Below are 14,779 nucleotides of genomic sequence, written 5' to 3' on the forward strand. Positions count from 1 at the left end.
CCGACGGCTCAAAGCGACGCCGCTTTTTCTCTGATTTCAATCGAAGGGTAGCCCTTTGAGATGCGAGCGATTAGCCGACAGAATGCGCATGAACTTATGCATTTTATTCATGAATTAGGCTTGCGCCCGCTGAACCGCGCGCTTGCTAACGCCTGACCTCGTCACGCTTGTGGGGTCGGCGATAGGACGGGCAGCGTCTTCGCGCATGACGAATGCCGCCCGCTCGGCTAGATTACCCCCACAAAAACAAGACGAATTGTCCTGGGAGGACAGGCGTGCACCAGGGACGTGTCGTTTACGGCGCGATCGAGGAGGTCGTATTCGGCCATCCCGCGGCCGAGGCCGTTGTTGCGCAGATGGACCGGCTGGGGACGCACCGCGCCTTCCTGATGGTCTCGGGCACGCTGAACCGGCAGACCGACGAAATCGCGAAGATCAAAAACGCGCTCGGCGCGCGCTGCGCCGGCCTGTTCGACGCCATGCCGGCGCACACACCGCGCGAGGCAGTGATCGCGGCGACCAATGCCGCACGCGAAGTGAACGCCGACCTGATCGTCACCGTGGGCGGCGGCTCGATCACCGACGGTGCCAAGGCGGTGCAGCTTTGCCTTGCCAACGGCATCGACGATGTCGAGGGCATCGAGCGCATCCGCGTGCACAAGGGCGTCGCGCCGGAAATGACGGCGCCGAGCGTGCGCCAGATCAGCGTGCCGACCACGATCGCCGGCGGCGAATTCAGCGCGATCGCCGGCGTCACCGACCGTGTCACGCATGTGAAGCAGATGCTGCGGCATCCGCTCACGGTGCCGCGCGCGACCATCCTCGATCCCGCCATCACCGTGCACACGCCGGAATGGCTGTTTCTCTCCACCGGCATCCGCGCCGTCGACCATTGCGTCGAGGCGATCTGCTCGCGCGAGACGCATCCTTATGCCGACGCGCAGTCGGTGAAGGGGCTGGCCATGCTCGCCGACGCGCTGCCGCGGGTGAAGGCCGACCCTGCCGACCTCGACGCCCGCATGGATGCGCAGATCGGCACCTGGCTGTCGATGGGCGCGCTCGCCGCCGGCGTGCCGATGGGCGCGAGCCACGGCATTGGCTATGTGCTGGGTGCGGCCTTCGACGTGCCGCACGGCTACACCTCCTGCATCATGCTGCCGGCGGTGATGCGCTGGAATGCGCGCGACAACGCCGAGCGCCAGATGATCGTCGCCGCCGCGATGGGTTTTCCCGGCCACAACGCCGGCGACGTGCTCGATGCCTTCATCCGCTCACTCGGCATGCCGCGCAGCCTCGCCGACGTCCGCGTCTCGCCTGAGCATTTCGACGCCATCGCCGAACAGGCGATGCGCACGAACTGGATCCCGCGCAACCCACGCAAGATCGACGGCCCCGCCGACATTCGCGAAATCCTGCTTCTCGCCGCATAATTTCAAGCCGGAGGACTGATGTATCCAGGTCAGCATGCTCGTCTACGCCCGCTCCAGCCCGCCTTCATCATGGCTGCAACCGGTGAGGCCGTCACCTATCGCGAGCTCGATGCGCGCAGCAACCGCCTGGCGCATCTGTTCCGCGAGCACGGCTTGAAGCGGCTCGACCATTATTCGATCTTCATGGAGAACAATTCGCGCTACCTCGAAGCCTGCGGCGCGGGCGAGCGCTCCGGGCTGTACTACACCTGCATCAACTCGTTCCTGACGCCGGGCGAACTCGCCTATCTCCTCGTCAACAGCCAGTCGAAAATCCTGATCACGTCCGTTGCGAAACTCGACATCGCCCGCGAGGCGATCAAGGCCTGTCCGGACATCAAGCTCTGCATCGTCGCCGACGGCCCCGGCGAGAGCGACCGTATCGTCGGCCTCGCCGAGGTGACCGCCGACCTGCCCGAGGCTCCGATCGCCGATGAATGGCTCGGCACCGCCATGCTCTATTCATCCGGCACGACCGGACGGCCGAAAGGCATCCTGCGCCCGCTGCCGGAGGAACCGCCGAAGCACAATCTGCCGCTGTTCGATTTCCTGACAAAGCTTTGGCGCTATCGCGAGGGCATGGTCTATCTCTCGCCTGCCCCCCTCTATCACTCCGCGCCGCAAGCCGCGGTGAACCTCACGATCCGCATGGGCGGCACCGTGATCATCAAGGAGACGTTCGATCCCGAACGTTATCTCCAGCTCATCCAGCAATGGGGTATCACCCACACCCAGCTGGTGCCGACGATGTTCTCGCGCATGCTGAAGCTGCCGGAGGAGGTGCGCGACCGCTACGACCTGTCGTCGCTGGAGATTGCGATCCACGCCGCAGCGCCCTGCCCGGCATTGGTCAAGGACGACATCATCAAATGGTGGGGGCCGATCATCCACGAATATTACGGCGCGACCGAAGGCCTCGGCTTCACCGCCTGCAACAGCGAGGAATGGCTTAGCCACCGCGGCACCGTCGGCAAGGTGCTGCTCGGCGACCTCCACATTCTCGACGAGAACATGAGGGCGTGCCCGACCGGCACGCCGGGCCAGGTCTGGTTCAAGACGGCATCGTCGTTCGAATATTTCAACGACCCCGAGAAGACCAGGGAGGCGCGCTCGGCCGACGGCAGCATGAGCACGGTCGGCGACGTCGGCTATGTCGACGAGGATCGTTTCCTCTATTTGACCGACCGAGCGACCTTCATGATCATCTCCGGCGGGGTGAACATCTATCCGCAGGAATGCGAAAACCTGCTCATTACCCATCCGAAGGTCGCCGATGCAGCGGTGTTCGGCGTGCCCAATCCCGATCTCGGCGAAGAGGTGAAGGCGGTGGTGCAGCCGATGCCCGGCATCGTGCCGGGCGAGACGCTCGCCGAAGAACTGATCGCCTTCTGCGGCCAATCGCTGTCGCGGCAGAAGGTGCCGCGCTCGGTCGATTTCGAGAAGGAACTGCCGCGGCTGCCAACGGGCAAGCTGTACAAGCGGCTGCTGCGGGACCGCTATTGGGGGAACAAGACGTCACGGATCGTGTGAGCCCCACTGTCGTCCCGGGGCGCGACGAAGTCGCGAACCCGGGCCCCATAGCCACCGGCAGGAGTCGTCACGCGAGCAGGTAACTCCGAGTCTTCATCAAACGACTTCCTGTGGTTATGGATCCCGGATCTGCGCTTCGCTTGTCCGGGACGACGGCGGAGTTTGTTGAGGCAGCTGCCCGCAACATCTGCACAGGAACCATCCCTTCGCACCTGCACTCTCACATGAAGAGAGTGTGAACGCCTGCGGCCTTCCGTCATCCGAATTGTCGAGGCGGCGAGCGGCCTTGCCGGTTGCCTCGCTGCACGTGCGTCGCTATCGTCTGACAAACAGGCCGCAAAGGCCCAAAAGACTAATGTCCAGGGAGGATGAGCATGCGGAGCGTGTGGGCGCTCGCCGCAGTGGCGGCGCTATCTGTGCTGACGGCCTCGACCACCGCGCTCGCCGGCGGGCCCAAGCAGGGCGGAATCCTGCGGATGTACCACCGCGACAGCCCCGGCAATGCCTCGATCCATGAAGGCGCGACCTATTCGCTCAATGTTCCCTTCATGCCTGTGTTCAACAACCTCGTCATCTACAAGCAGGACGAGGCGCAGAACAGGATGGACAACATCATTCCGGAACTCGCCGAGAGCTGGGCCTGGGTCAACGACAACAAGACGCTGACCTTCAAGCTGCGCCCGGGCGTGAAATGGCATGACGGCAAGCCGTTCACCTCCGCGGACGTCAAATGCACCTTCGACATGCTGATGGGCAAGTCGCAGCAGAAGTTCCGGCAAAATCCGCGCAAGACCTGGTACGAACAGGTCAACGACGTCTCCACCAACGGCGACCTCGAGGTTTCCTTCAACTTGAAGCGGCCGCAGCCGTCGCTGCTGGCCCTGCTCGCCTCGGGATACACGCCGGTTTATCCCTGTCATGTCTCGCCCGGCGACATGCGCACGCACCCGATCGGCACCGGCCCGTTCAAATTCGTCGAGTTCAAGGCCAATGAATCGATCAAGCTGACCCGTAATCCCGACTATTGGCGCGAGGGGCGGCCCTATCTCGACGGCATCGAGTTCACCATCATCCCGAACCGTTCGACCGCGATCCTCGCCTTCGTCGCCGGCAAGTTCGACATGGCGTTCCCGACCGAAGTGAGCATTCCGCTGCTGAAGGACGTCAAGTCGCAGGCGCCGAAAGCGGTCTGCGTGGTCGAGCCCAACAATGTCGCCACCAACATCATCGTCAATTCCTCCGCGCCACCGTTCGACAATATCGACATCCGCCGCGCCATGGCGCTGTCGCTCGACCGCAAGGCGTTCATCTCGATCATGTTCGAGGGCCAGGGCGATGTCGGCGGCACCATGCTGCCGCCGCCGAACGGGCTGTGGGGCATGCCGAAGGAGATGCTCGAGACCATTCCCGGCTATGGCCCCGATGTGAACGCCAACCGCGAGGAAGCCAGGAAGCTGATGCAGAAGGCTGGCTACGGTCCGGATAAGCATCTCGCCGTCAAGGTCTCGACCCGCAACATCCCGGTCTACCGCGATCCCGCCGTGATCCTGATCGACCAGCTCAAGAGCATCTATATCGACGGCGAGCTCGACGTGGTCGAGACCGCGAACTGGTTTCCGAAGATCGCACGCAAGGACTACATGCTCGGGCTCAATTTGACCGGCAACGCCGTCGACGATCCCGACCAGTCGTTCTACGAGAACTATTCCTGCGGGTCTGAGCGCAACTACACCAATTACTGCAACAAGGAGATCGAAAAGCTGTTCGACGTGCAGTCGCAGGAGACCGACGTCAACAAGCGCAAGAAGCTGGTGTGGGACATCGACAAGAAGCTGCAGGAGGACGTCGCCCGCCCGATCATCTTCCACGCGCGCACCGGCTCCTGCTGGCAGCCCTATGTCAGGGGCGTAACGGTGATGTCGAACAGCTCCTATAATGGGTATCGCTACGAGGACGTCTGGATGGACAAGTAGCGCAGGCGGCTGGCGGTTTCGACAGGAGGCGATGCATGTTTGCCTATCTGGTGCGGCGCCTGTTCCTGATGCTCGTGACCCTGTTCGGGATCTCGGTCGTCATCTTCTTCCTGCTGCGCATCGTGCCCGGCAACATCGTCGACATCCTGTTTGCCGCGGCGGGCTACGTCGATCCCGCCGACAAGGCCAATCTGGAGAAGGAGCTCGGCATCGACCAGCCGCTGGTGGTGCAGTACTGGCACTGGATCAGCGGCTTTCTGCGCGGCGATTTCGGCTACTCCTATGTTTCCGAGAAGCCCGCGCTTCAGGAGATCCTGCCGCGGATCCCGATCACCGCGCGGCTCGCCGGGCTGGCGCTGCTGTTCTCGGCGTCGATCGGCATTCCGCTCGGCGTCATCAGCGCGGTGAAGCAGGGGACACGGCTCGATTACGCGTTGCGCGTCGTCAGCCTCAGCGGCTTGTCGCTGCCCTCGTTCTGGCTCGGCCTGCTGATCCTCACGGCGTCGGTGGCGATGTTCAACCAGATGCCGATCTTCAATCCCAATCCGCAGACCTGGCTCGAGGCGTTCGCGACCTACGCCGTGCCTGCGGCCGCCGTCGGCTTCCGCAGCGCGGCGCTGACCATGCGCATCACGCGATCCTCGATGCTCGAGGTGCTGCGGCAGGACTATATCCGCACCGCGCGCGCCAAGGGCGCCTCCGACGCCGCCGTCAACTATAAGCATGCGCTGAAGAACGCGATCCTGCCCGTCATCACCGTGATCGGCATCGAGGCCGCGTTCCTGATCGGCGGCCTGATCGTGACCGAGACCGTGTTCAACATCCCCGGCGTCGCACGCTTCCTGGTCGAAGCGATCCGCTGGCGCGACTATCCGATCGTGCAGAACCTCGTGATGCTGATCGCGGTCGTGGTGGTGAGCGCGAACTTCATCGTCGACATGCTCTACGCGGTATTCGATCCGCGCATCCGGTATACGGATTAGGAGATCAGCTTGGCCGCGATTGACTATGATCTCGAACTGAGGCGGGCCGGAGCGCATGCAACTGGCGGCTGGCGGCGCGTGCTGTATTTGGCGCAGCGGCACGTGCTGGGCGCGGCCGGGCTGATCATCATGACGCTGTTCGTGCTCACGGCGATCTTTGCCGATTTCATCGCGCGCTACGATCCCCTGACCATCGACGCCGCCCGTGCGCTGGCGCGCCCGAGCCTGGCGCACTGGATGGGCACGGATTCCTTCGGCCGTGACGTGTTCAGTCGCATCATCCACGGCGCGCGGATCTCGCTGGCCGTCGGTATCGGCTCGACGGCGCTCGGCGGCACCATCGGGGTCATCGTCGGACTGACGTCCGGTTATCTGTCCGGCTGGGTCGATCTGGTGTTCCAGCGTGTCTCCGACATTCTTCAAGCGCTTCCGCTGCTGGTCTTGGCGTTGATCATGACCGCCGCACTCGGTCCGTCCCTGCCGAACGTCATCATCGCCATCGCCATTCCGCTGATCCCGACCGTGTCGCGCGTCATTCGCGCCAACACGCTGGCGCTGCGCGAGCTGCCCTTTATCGAAGCCGCCAAGTCGATCGGCATGAGCGAGGTGCGCATCGCGCTGCGCCACGTGCTGCCGAACACACTGGCGCCGCTGATCGTGCTCGCGACCGCGCAGCTCGGCTCGACCATCCTGACCGAGGCTTCCCTGTCCTTCCTCGGCCTCGGCATTCCCGAGCCCTATCCGTCCTGGGGCCGCATGCTCTCGGAATCCGCCGCCGAATATGTCCGCACCGCACCGTGGCTGGTGATCTTCCCCGGCATCGCGATCAGCCTCGCCGTGTTCGGCGCCAATCTGTTCGGCGACGCCCTGCGCGACATCCTCGATCCCCGGCAGCGCGGCTGATGGCAGACAAATCCGATCTCGTGCTCGATGTGAAGAACCTGAAGACGGTGTTCTTCACCAATTCCGGCCTGTTCAAAGCCGTGGACGACGTCTCCTTCACCGTGAGGCGCGGCGAGACGCTGGCGATCGTCGGCGAATCCGGCTGCGGCAAGAGCGTCACCGCGTTGTCCCTGATGCGGCTGGTGCCCGATCCGCCCGGCCGCATCGTCGGCGGGTCGGTCACGCTCGAAGGCACCGAGCTGCTGGCGCTGGATGAAGCCGAGATGCGGGCCGTCAGGGGCAATCGCATCTCCATGATCTTCCAGGAGCCGATGACCTCGCTCAATCCGGTGATGCGGATCGGTGACCAGATCGTCGAGGCGGTGCGGCTGCACCGGGCGATGCCGGCCAGAGAAGCGCGCGACATCGCGGTCGAGATGCTGCGGTTGGTCCGCATCCCCGAACCGGCACGGCGCGCGCGGGAATATCCGCATCAGCTTTCCGGCGGCATGCGCCAGCGCGCGATGATCGCGATGGCGCTCGCCTGCCGGCCGGCACTGCTGATCGCGGACGAGCCGACCACCGCGCTCGACGTCACCATCCAGGCACAGATTTTGGCTCTGATCCTCGACCTCCAGAAGGAGCTCGGCACCGGCCTCGTGCTGATCACCCATGATCTCGGCGTCGTCGCGCAGACCGCGCAGCGGGTGATCGTGATGTATGCGGGGAGGAAGGTGGAGGAGGCAACGGTGGAAGCGCTGTTCGCCGATCCCAAGCACCCCTACACGCGCGGGCTGATGGCCTCGATCCCGGCCGTGCCGGCGTCAGGTGTTCCGGTGCAGGCGCGGCTCAACGAAATTCCCGGCACCGTGCCGTCGCTGGTGCGGCTGCCGAAAGGCTGCGCCTTCGCGCCACGCTGCAAGCTCGCGATCAAGCGTTGCGAGGTCGAATATCCGCCGCTGGCGGACTGGGGCGGCGGCCATCTCGCGGCGTGCTGGCGCGCGGCCGAAGTGGCGGGGGTGGCATGACCGAAGCGCTGCTCGAAGTCACCGATCTCAAGAAGCACTATCCGGTGCGCGCCGGCGTGTTGCGGCGGCAGGTCGGCACCGTGCATGCGGTCGATGGCGTCTCGTTCTCGGTTCATACCGGCGAGACGCTCGGTCTTGTCGGCGAATCCGGCTGCGGCAAGTCGACGGTGGCACGCAGCGTGCTGCGGCTGGTCGAGCCGACTTCGGGTCAGATCCGCCTTGACGGAGAGGACATCACCCGTCTCTCCAAGACCGCGCTGCGGCCGCATCGCCGCTCGATGCAGATCGTGTTCCAGGACCCGTTCGCTTCGCTCAATCCGCGCATGACCGCCGGCGACATCGTCGGTGAACCCCTCGCCGTGCACGGGCTCGCAAGCGGCAAGGAGCTGGAAGCGCGTACCGCAAGACTGTTCGAGCAGGTGGGCCTGCGGCCCGATCAGATGCGCAACTTCCCGCATCAATTTTCCGGCGGCCAGCGCCAGCGCATCTGCATCGCACGCGCGCTGGCGCTCGGGCCGCGCCTGATCGTCTGCGACGAACCGGTCTCCGCGCTCGACGTCTCGATCCAGGCGCAGGTGATCAATCTCCTGATCGACCTGCAGAAGCAGCACGGCTTCTCCTATCTCTTCATCGCGCATGACCTCGCCGTGGTCGCCCATATCAGCCACCGCGTCGCCGTGATGTATCTCGGCCGCATCGTCGAGATCGCCGACAAGGACGAGCTGTTCCGCAATCCGCGCCATCCCTACACGCAGGCCCTGCTCGCGTCCGTGCCGGTTGCGAACCCGTTTGCCAAGAAGCTCGCGCCGCTGGTCGACGGCGACGTGCCGAGCCCCGTCAATCCGCCACCGGGCTGCGCATTTCACACCCGCTGCCGGTTTGCGATCGAGCGGTGCAAGACGGAGCGGCCGGCGCTGGTGGACGCAGGCGACGGACATCAGGTGGCGTGTCTGCTCAACGAGGGGACGGGACGCGGACAGTAGATCCTTTCAGGACTACGGCAATCAGAACGAGAGTCGACAAATAGACGCGACCTGAGATACTTGCCTCATCGCTCGTCGGTGCTCCATTCATGATTCGCTTCATTTCAGCTGTAGCGATCCTTCTCGTCGGAGGCGCGTTGGCCTCCGCCGTCTGGCTCGCGCCACGATACGCGGCATCCCGGTTCTCGTCCTTTCCTGGCGGCATCGAGCGCGCAAGGCTGCGCACTTCGACCATGGCGAGCGTTCTCATGAGCGTTTTTGTCTTCTCTGGAGGTTTGGCCTTGGCCGGCGTTGCGCCATGGCTTGCCGTGATCATCCCCTTTTTCTCGCCGATCGGTCTTATCGCCCTGTTCGCCGGAGTGTTCATCGAGTCGAGCATTGAGGAGGGGCGGCTTCGGGCCGCGGCGCAATCGCCCGATGCCTTGGCCAGGCTTGCGGCCGAACGAGAGGCAAGGCAGGCGAGGCAATGGCAAACGCAGATCGAGCGGCTCAAGCTGGAGTTCACAATTATTCCAGGCGAGGGGATTGAAAAGCGTTTCGAGGCACTCCAGCGCGAAGGCTACGTCGCGGGATTTTCACCTCTGATTCTTTCGCCGGACGCCTGGTTGCTACCCCAGATGGCTCATCGGGAGTGGATCGGAGCCGCTCGCCAGACATTGAAGATGCGACGTCCGGCCGAGGATTTCTTCGAGGAAGCGTATCGCAATCTGGACGGCGAAACGAGGAGGACCTTGGACGAGCTATCGTCCCTCGCTCCCGATCCCGATCTTGAATTGCCGCAGCCAGTCGAGGAGCAGATCGGAACGATGTGGACGGTCTTCGACCTCTCGAAGCGACCGATCGAGCCGTTCAGGGAAGTGGCGGCCTTGCGCATTCCGACCGCCAAGAGCTGGAGAATTCCAGTATTTCTGCATTACGGCGGCTGGAATGACGCCCCCTCACCCGAAGACATGATGGCCGTCGCAGAGCATTGGCACACGCGGTTTGGAGCCGACATCTGCGCCATCGGCAACGGAACGCTCGAATTCAGGGTGAGCCGTCCGCCTGCCAGCTTCCAGGACGCGTTGCATCTTCTGCGCGAGCAGTTGTTGTTTTGCCAGGAGACGCTTGAGGACTATGGGTTTTCCCGCGAGGGGATCCAGTCGCACGTGGCTTCGCTGATGACGAGCAGGCATTGGGTGTTCTGGTGGGATTGATGGACGCAAGCGCCCCCTAAGCGTGGGTTAGCCCTGCGGACTGCGCGAAGCACCCGCAGGGCTAGCCCACCGTACGATGGCGTAGCGCCCGGATCACCGGCCACGCCGCCAGCGCGGCGGCCAGATGCTTGAGCGTGTGGCCCGAGACAATGTGGCCCGTCGCTTCAAATATGGTCACGTCACCCAGCTCGAAAAGCTTGGCCAGCGCGTAAAAGAAGATCACGCCGCCCAGAGACACGCCAAGCGCACCGGGACGGGGCCGTGTCAACGCCAGTCCCACGGCCAACGCCATGCCGCCGAACTGCACGACCACCCATGGCGTGAGATTCTCGCGTGCCACCCAGGCCGCGAGCAGGCCCGCAACCGTCACCAGCACCACCACCGCCTGACCGGCACGCACGCTGATGCGCTCGCTGGCCGCGATGCCCAGAAAGCCCGCGAACGCCACCGCCATACCGAGACGATCGGCCACCAGCCGCTGCGGCGCGTCGGGATCCAGATGATAGATGCACGATCCTATGCAAGTGAGGATCAGACCCACGAAGAGGCAACCTGCACCCGCGGGCGCATCAGGGTGGGCACGCAGGCGCAGCAAGCCCCAAGCGCCCATCGCCAGGAAGGCAAGATTGCTCAGCACGTCGCCGGCGTTGGGCATGCCCAGCCAGGTGCGAGTGTCGACGAAATGCGGGATGTGCCAGGCGGAGGCGGGCAACGCCGGCGCGAGGAGCGCCACGAGCGTCAGGACGAAGAGTGCGCCGATCAGATATTTTTCGCGAACTTGCGGCGGGGCGAACGAGAACCGGCGGGACACTGACGGCAGCAGGGCATCGGTCTCTCGGGCGTGGTGATTTGCGCGCAACATGCAGGCCTCCACATGATTTGACATCGCTCAATATTAGTAGCCCAGAATTGAACAATGTTCAATAATAATCGTGAGCGAAATCAAACAGGCAATATCACATTGGAATTATTTGGATTTATTGGGACGCCCGCGTGCAGCCACGGCGGCGAGTCGCGTTTGAGACGGCATCTCTCCCCATCGTCATTGCGAGCGCAGCGAAGCAATCCAGAGTGCTTCTGCGGATGCAGACTGGATTGCTTCGCTGCGCTCGCAATGACGGAGAGAGGCTAGCCTGCCCCGATCTCCGCCACGATCCTGCCCGTCGTGACCTGCTCGCCTTCGGCGACGTCGATCGCGGCGACCACGCCGTCGATGCCGGCCTTGTGGACGTGCTCCATCTTCATTGCTTCCAAGGTCATCACCGGTTGACCGGCGGTGACGCGGTCGCCGGGCTTGACCAGCACGGCGACGACGCGGCCGTTCATGGCGGCGCGGACTTTGCTATCGCCGCCATTGCTCGCAGCCGCCTTCGGCGCGGCGAGGGTGAGATCGGTGACCGCAAGTGGGATGCCGCGATGCTGGAGGTAGAGCCGGTCGCCGTCGCGCAGGAATTTTGCGCTGTCCATCACGCCATCGTGGCGGAAGCGGATGGCGTCGGGATCGAGCTGGTCGATCTCGAACTTGTCCTGACGGCCGTCGGCGGCGACGATGTAGCCGCCATCACGTTCTCGCGTGACTTCAAGCTCGCGCGTCTGACCGGCGATCTCGATCTTTGCCGGCAGCGGGAATGTTGCCGTCAAGCTCCGGCCACCTTGCCATGACGGCGCGCGCGGATTGGTGACATAGAGCAGCAGGCCCGCCAGCGCCGTATCGAATGCAGCATTCGCCGGCGGCGCCAACAGTTCGTCGCGATGTGCGCCGATGAAGGCTGTCGTCGCTTCGCCCCTGGCAAATCCGGGATGGCGCAGGCAGAACATCAGGAACGCCTGATTGGTGGTCACGCCAAACGCAGTGAGTTGCTCCAGGCCGACGATCAGCCGCCCCCTCGCCTCCTCGCGTGTCGCGCCATGGCTGATCACCTTGGCGATCATGGAATCGTAGAACGGCGGGATCTCCGCGCCCGATTGCAGCGCGTGCTCGACGCGGATGCTGTCAGGCACCTGCCAGCGCGCCATGCGGCCGGACTGCGGCATGAAATCCTGTGCGGCATCTTCCGAGCACAGCCGCACCTCGATGGCGTGGCCTGAGAACTTGATGTCCTGCTGCTTCACCGGCAGAGGCTCGCCGCGCGCGACACGCAACTGCAGCTCGACGAGATCGAGCCCGGTGATCGCCTCGGTGACGGGATGCTCGACCTGGAGACGCGTGTTCATCTCCATGAAGTAGAATTCCCCGCTCGCGTCGAGCAGGAATTCCAGCGTGCCGGCGCCCTCATAGCGCAGCGCCTTGACTGCCGCGACAGCGACCTCACCCATTTTCGCGCGCAGCTCCGGCGTGACCGCCGGCGATGGCGCCTCCTCGATCAGCTTCTGATGTCGCCGCTGCACCGAGCAGTCGCGCTCGCCGAGATGGATGGCGTTGCCGTGGCTATCGCCGAACACCTGGATCTCGATGTGTCGGGGATTCTGGATCGCTCGCTCGAGGATGACGGTCGGATCGCCAAAGGCGGCGTTTGCCTCCGACCGCGCACTGCGCAACGCATCGGGGAAGGATGTGGCATCGGTGACGAGCCGCATGCCGCGACCGCCGCCGCCCGCAACCGCCTTGATCATCACGGGGAAGCCAATCTTTTTGGCTTCCGCGAGCATGACCTCGTCGCCCTGGTCGGCGCCCTGATAGCCGGGCACGCAGGGCACGCCGGCCTTCCTCATGATCTCCTTGGCGCCGGCCTTGTTACCCATGGCTTCGATCGCCTGCGGCGAGGGGCCGATGAAGACGAGGCCGGCCTCCTTGCAGGCCTGGGCAAAGTCCTCGTTCTCGGCGAGAAAGCCGTAGCCGGGATGCACGGCATCCGCGCCGCTCACCTTGGCCGCGGCGATGATCGCGGGGATGTTGAGATAGGATTGCACCGGCAGGGCTTCGCCGATGCGCACCGCCTGGTCGGCCTGCCGCACATGGAGCGCATCGCGGTCGGCATCCGAATAGACCGCAACGACGCCGAGGCCGAGCTGCCGCGCACTCCGCATCACCCGCAGCGCGATCTCGCCGCGATTGGCAACCAAAACCCTGAAGAACGGCCGGTGCTGCACTGATCCGTTCCTCATGGGCGGGCCACCGAGAATTGCATGCGCTGGGGCGTGCGCGCATCGCCCTCGCGGCAGATCGCGAGCACCTCGGACAGCACCGCACGGGTGTCGCGCGGGTCGATCACGCCGTCGTCGAGCACGCGCGCGCTGGTCGAGAACACGTCCATCTGGCCGTCGAACACGCCGATGATCTGCGCCTTCATCGCGTCGAGCTTTTCTTTCTCGACCGGCTTGCCGCGGCGCGCGGCGGCGGCCTCGGTCACGATCGCCATGGTTTCGGCGGCCTGCTCGCCACCCATCACGGCGGTCTTGGCGTTGGGCCAGGAGAAGCAGAAGCGCGGATGGAAACCGCGGCCGCACATGCCGTAATTGCCGGCACCGAACGAGGCGCCGCAATAGATGGTGATCTGCGGCACCGTCGCCGACGTCACCGCCTGGATCATCTTCGAGCCGTGCTTGATCATGCCGGCTTCTTCATAGGCTTTGCCGACCATGTAGCCGGTGGTGTTGTTGAGATAGAGCAGCGGCGTGCGGGTCTGACAGCAGGCCTGGATGAAGTGCGTCGCCTTGTTGGCGCCGGCGGGATCGAGCGGGCCGTTGTTGGTGATGATGCCGATCGCCTGGCCTTCGATGCGGGCATGGCCGCAGACAGTAGCGGGGCCGTAATTGGGCGCCATCTCGGTGAAGTCGGAATCGTCGACGATGCGCGCGATCACCTGCTTCATGTCGACGGTGCGCTTGTGGTCCATCGGCATGATGCCGAGCAGCTCGTCCTGGTCGTAGCGCGGTGGTTTGAACTGTGAAACCGCTCGGCCCGGCCGCTCCCATTCAAGCGCCGCCATGATCTCGCGCGCGATGCGCAGCGCATCGCGGTCGTCCTCAGCGAGATAATCGCCGAGGCCGGAGACCTGGGTGTGCATCTCGGCACCGCCGAGCTCTTCCTCGGTCGCGATCTCGCCTGTCGCGGCCTTCAGCAGCGGCGGCCCGGCAAGGAAGGCGCGGGTGCGGCCGCGCACCATGACGATGTAATCGGACAGGCCGGTCTGGTAGGCGCCGCCCGCGGTCGACGAACCGTGCGTGACGGTGACGACCGGCAGCCCCGCAGCGGAAAGCCGCGCGAGATTGCGAAAGATGTTGCCGCCACGGACAAAGTCCTCGACGCGGTAGCGCAGCAGATTGGCCCCGGCGCTTTCGACGAGCTGGACGTAAGGCAGCTTGTTCTCCAGCGCGAGCTCCTGCACCCGGAGCGTCTTGTCGAGGCCATAGGGCTGGAGCGCACCGGCGTCGATGCCGGCGTCATTGGCGCTGACCATGCAGCGGATGCCCGAGACGAAGCCGATGCCGGCGATGACACCGCCGCCCGGCACGCTTTTGGCCCCATCGGGCACGTCGAACATGTAGCCGGCGAGCGTCGACAGCTCGATGAAGGGCGCGCCGGGATCGAGCACCAGCGCGACGCGTTCACGCGGCAGCAGCTGGCCGCGTTTGTGGAAGCGATCCTTTGCCGCCGCCGACGCCGCACGCGTGCGCTCTTCCAGCGCGCGCATGCGGTCGATCAGACCGAGCATGCCGTCGCGGTTGGCGTGATAGGCGGCGCTGCCGGGGGAAATGGTGTTGTCGAGAATGGACATAACTCTATCCTGCTCGT

General features: G+C 64.5%; 11 protein-coding genes. 8 read left to right on the plus strand and 3 right to left on the minus strand.

The window, feature by feature from the left end; all coding sequences use genetic code 11:
* Positions 1 to 275 precede the first annotated feature (275 nt).
* From ABIA90_RS29590 to ABIA90_RS29625, 8 genes are all read left to right on the plus strand, one after another.
* The gene (locus tag ABIA90_RS29590) at positions 276 to 1,430 is read left to right on the plus strand and encodes an iron-containing alcohol dehydrogenase (protein ID WP_354118987.1); all 1,155 of its coding nucleotides are present in this window, start codon (positions 276 to 278) and stop codon (positions 1,428 to 1,430) included.
* Between the two features lie 18 nt (positions 1,431 to 1,448).
* Complete coding sequence (locus tag ABIA90_RS29595) at positions 1,449 to 2,999, plus strand: AMP-binding protein (protein WP_354118988.1); 1,551 nt, start codon at positions 1,449 to 1,451, stop codon at positions 2,997 to 2,999.
* Between the two features lie 374 nt (positions 3,000 to 3,373).
* Positions 3,374 to 4,972, plus strand: coding sequence for an ABC transporter substrate-binding protein (locus tag ABIA90_RS29600; protein WP_354118989.1), 1,599 nt, complete (start codon positions 3,374 to 3,376; stop codon positions 4,970 to 4,972).
* 35 nt (positions 4,973 to 5,007) lie between these two features.
* Entirely contained in the window at positions 5,008 to 5,955 is a 948-nt protein-coding gene (locus tag ABIA90_RS29605; RefSeq protein ID WP_208083589.1) for an ABC transporter permease, read from the plus strand.
* A 9-nt stretch (positions 5,956 to 5,964) separates the two neighbouring features.
* Positions 5,965 to 6,858: an ABC transporter permease gene (locus ABIA90_RS29610; protein ID WP_063979980.1), complete on the plus strand. Its 894-nt coding sequence runs from the start codon at positions 5,965 to 5,967 to the stop codon at positions 6,856 to 6,858.
* Entirely contained in the window at positions 6,858 to 7,865 is a 1,008-nt protein-coding gene (locus ABIA90_RS29615; RefSeq protein ID WP_354118990.1) for an ABC transporter ATP-binding protein, read from the plus strand. The genes ABIA90_RS29610 and ABIA90_RS29615 overlap by 1 nt, the downstream gene beginning before the upstream one ends.
* The gene (locus tag ABIA90_RS29620) at positions 7,862 to 8,848 is read left to right on the plus strand and encodes an ABC transporter ATP-binding protein (RefSeq protein ID WP_354118991.1); all 987 of its coding nucleotides are present in this window, start codon (positions 7,862 to 7,864) and stop codon (positions 8,846 to 8,848) included. The genes ABIA90_RS29615 and ABIA90_RS29620 overlap by 4 nt, the downstream gene beginning before the upstream one ends.
* An 89-nt stretch (positions 8,849 to 8,937) precedes the next feature.
* Positions 8,938 to 10,044 (plus strand): DUF4253 domain-containing protein, encoded by a 1,107-nt coding sequence (locus ABIA90_RS29625; protein WP_354118992.1) that lies wholly within the window; start codon positions 8,938 to 8,940, stop codon positions 10,042 to 10,044.
* A gap of 61 nt (positions 10,045 to 10,105) precedes the next feature.
* Here ABIA90_RS29625 and ABIA90_RS29630 read toward each other — a convergent pair whose 3' ends face one another.
* The 3 genes from ABIA90_RS29630 to ABIA90_RS29640 form a co-directional block, all read right to left on the minus strand.
* The gene (locus ABIA90_RS29630; protein WP_354118993.1) at positions 10,106 to 10,906 is read right to left on the minus strand and encodes a hypothetical protein; all 801 of its coding nucleotides are present in this window, start codon (positions 10,904 to 10,906) and stop codon (positions 10,106 to 10,108) included.
* A 266-nt stretch (positions 10,907 to 11,172) separates the two neighbouring features.
* Positions 11,173 to 13,149, minus strand: coding sequence for an acetyl/propionyl/methylcrotonyl-CoA carboxylase subunit alpha (locus ABIA90_RS29635; RefSeq protein ID WP_354118994.1), 1,977 nt, complete (start codon positions 13,147 to 13,149; stop codon positions 11,173 to 11,175).
* Positions 13,146 to 14,762: an acyl-CoA carboxylase subunit beta gene (locus tag ABIA90_RS29640; RefSeq protein ID WP_354118995.1), complete on the minus strand. Its 1,617-nt coding sequence runs from the start codon at positions 14,760 to 14,762 to the stop codon at positions 13,146 to 13,148. The genes ABIA90_RS29635 and ABIA90_RS29640 overlap by 4 nt, the downstream gene beginning before the upstream one ends.
* Positions 14,763 to 14,779: the final 17 nt, after the last annotated feature.

This window comes from Bradyrhizobium sp. LA6.8 (genome assembly GCF_040547935.1).
GTDB classification, from domain to species: Bacteria; Pseudomonadota; Alphaproteobacteria; order Rhizobiales; family Xanthobacteraceae; genus Bradyrhizobium; species Bradyrhizobium barranii.

Coding starts and splice junctions, on each gene's coding strand:
- ABIA90_RS29615 (WP_354118990.1), top strand. CDS start 6,858: ATGGCAGACAAATCCGATCTCGTGCTCGATGTGAAGAACCTGAAGACG.
- ABIA90_RS29605 (WP_208083589.1), top strand. CDS start 5,008: ATGTTTGCCTATCTGGTGCGGCGCCTGTTCCTGATGCTCGTGACCCTG.
- ABIA90_RS29595 (WP_354118988.1), top strand. CDS start 1,449: ATGTATCCAGGTCAGCATGCTCGTCTACGCCCGCTCCAGCCCGCCTTC.
- ABIA90_RS29630 (WP_354118993.1), bottom strand. CDS start 10,906: ATGTTGCGCGCAAATCACCACGCCCGAGAGACCGATGCCCTGCTGCCG.
- ABIA90_RS29635 (WP_354118994.1), bottom strand. CDS start 13,149: ATGAGGAACGGATCAGTGCAGCACCGGCCGTTCTTCAGGGTTTTGGTT.
- ABIA90_RS29640 (WP_354118995.1), bottom strand. CDS start 14,762: ATGTCCATTCTCGACAACACCATTTCCCCCGGCAGCGCCGCCTATCAC.
- ABIA90_RS29620 (WP_354118991.1), top strand. CDS start 7,862: ATGACCGAAGCGCTGCTCGAAGTCACCGATCTCAAGAAGCACTATCCG.
- ABIA90_RS29625 (WP_354118992.1), top strand. CDS start 8,938: ATGATTCGCTTCATTTCAGCTGTAGCGATCCTTCTCGTCGGAGGCGCG.
- ABIA90_RS29600 (WP_354118989.1), top strand. CDS start 3,374: ATGCGGAGCGTGTGGGCGCTCGCCGCAGTGGCGGCGCTATCTGTGCTG.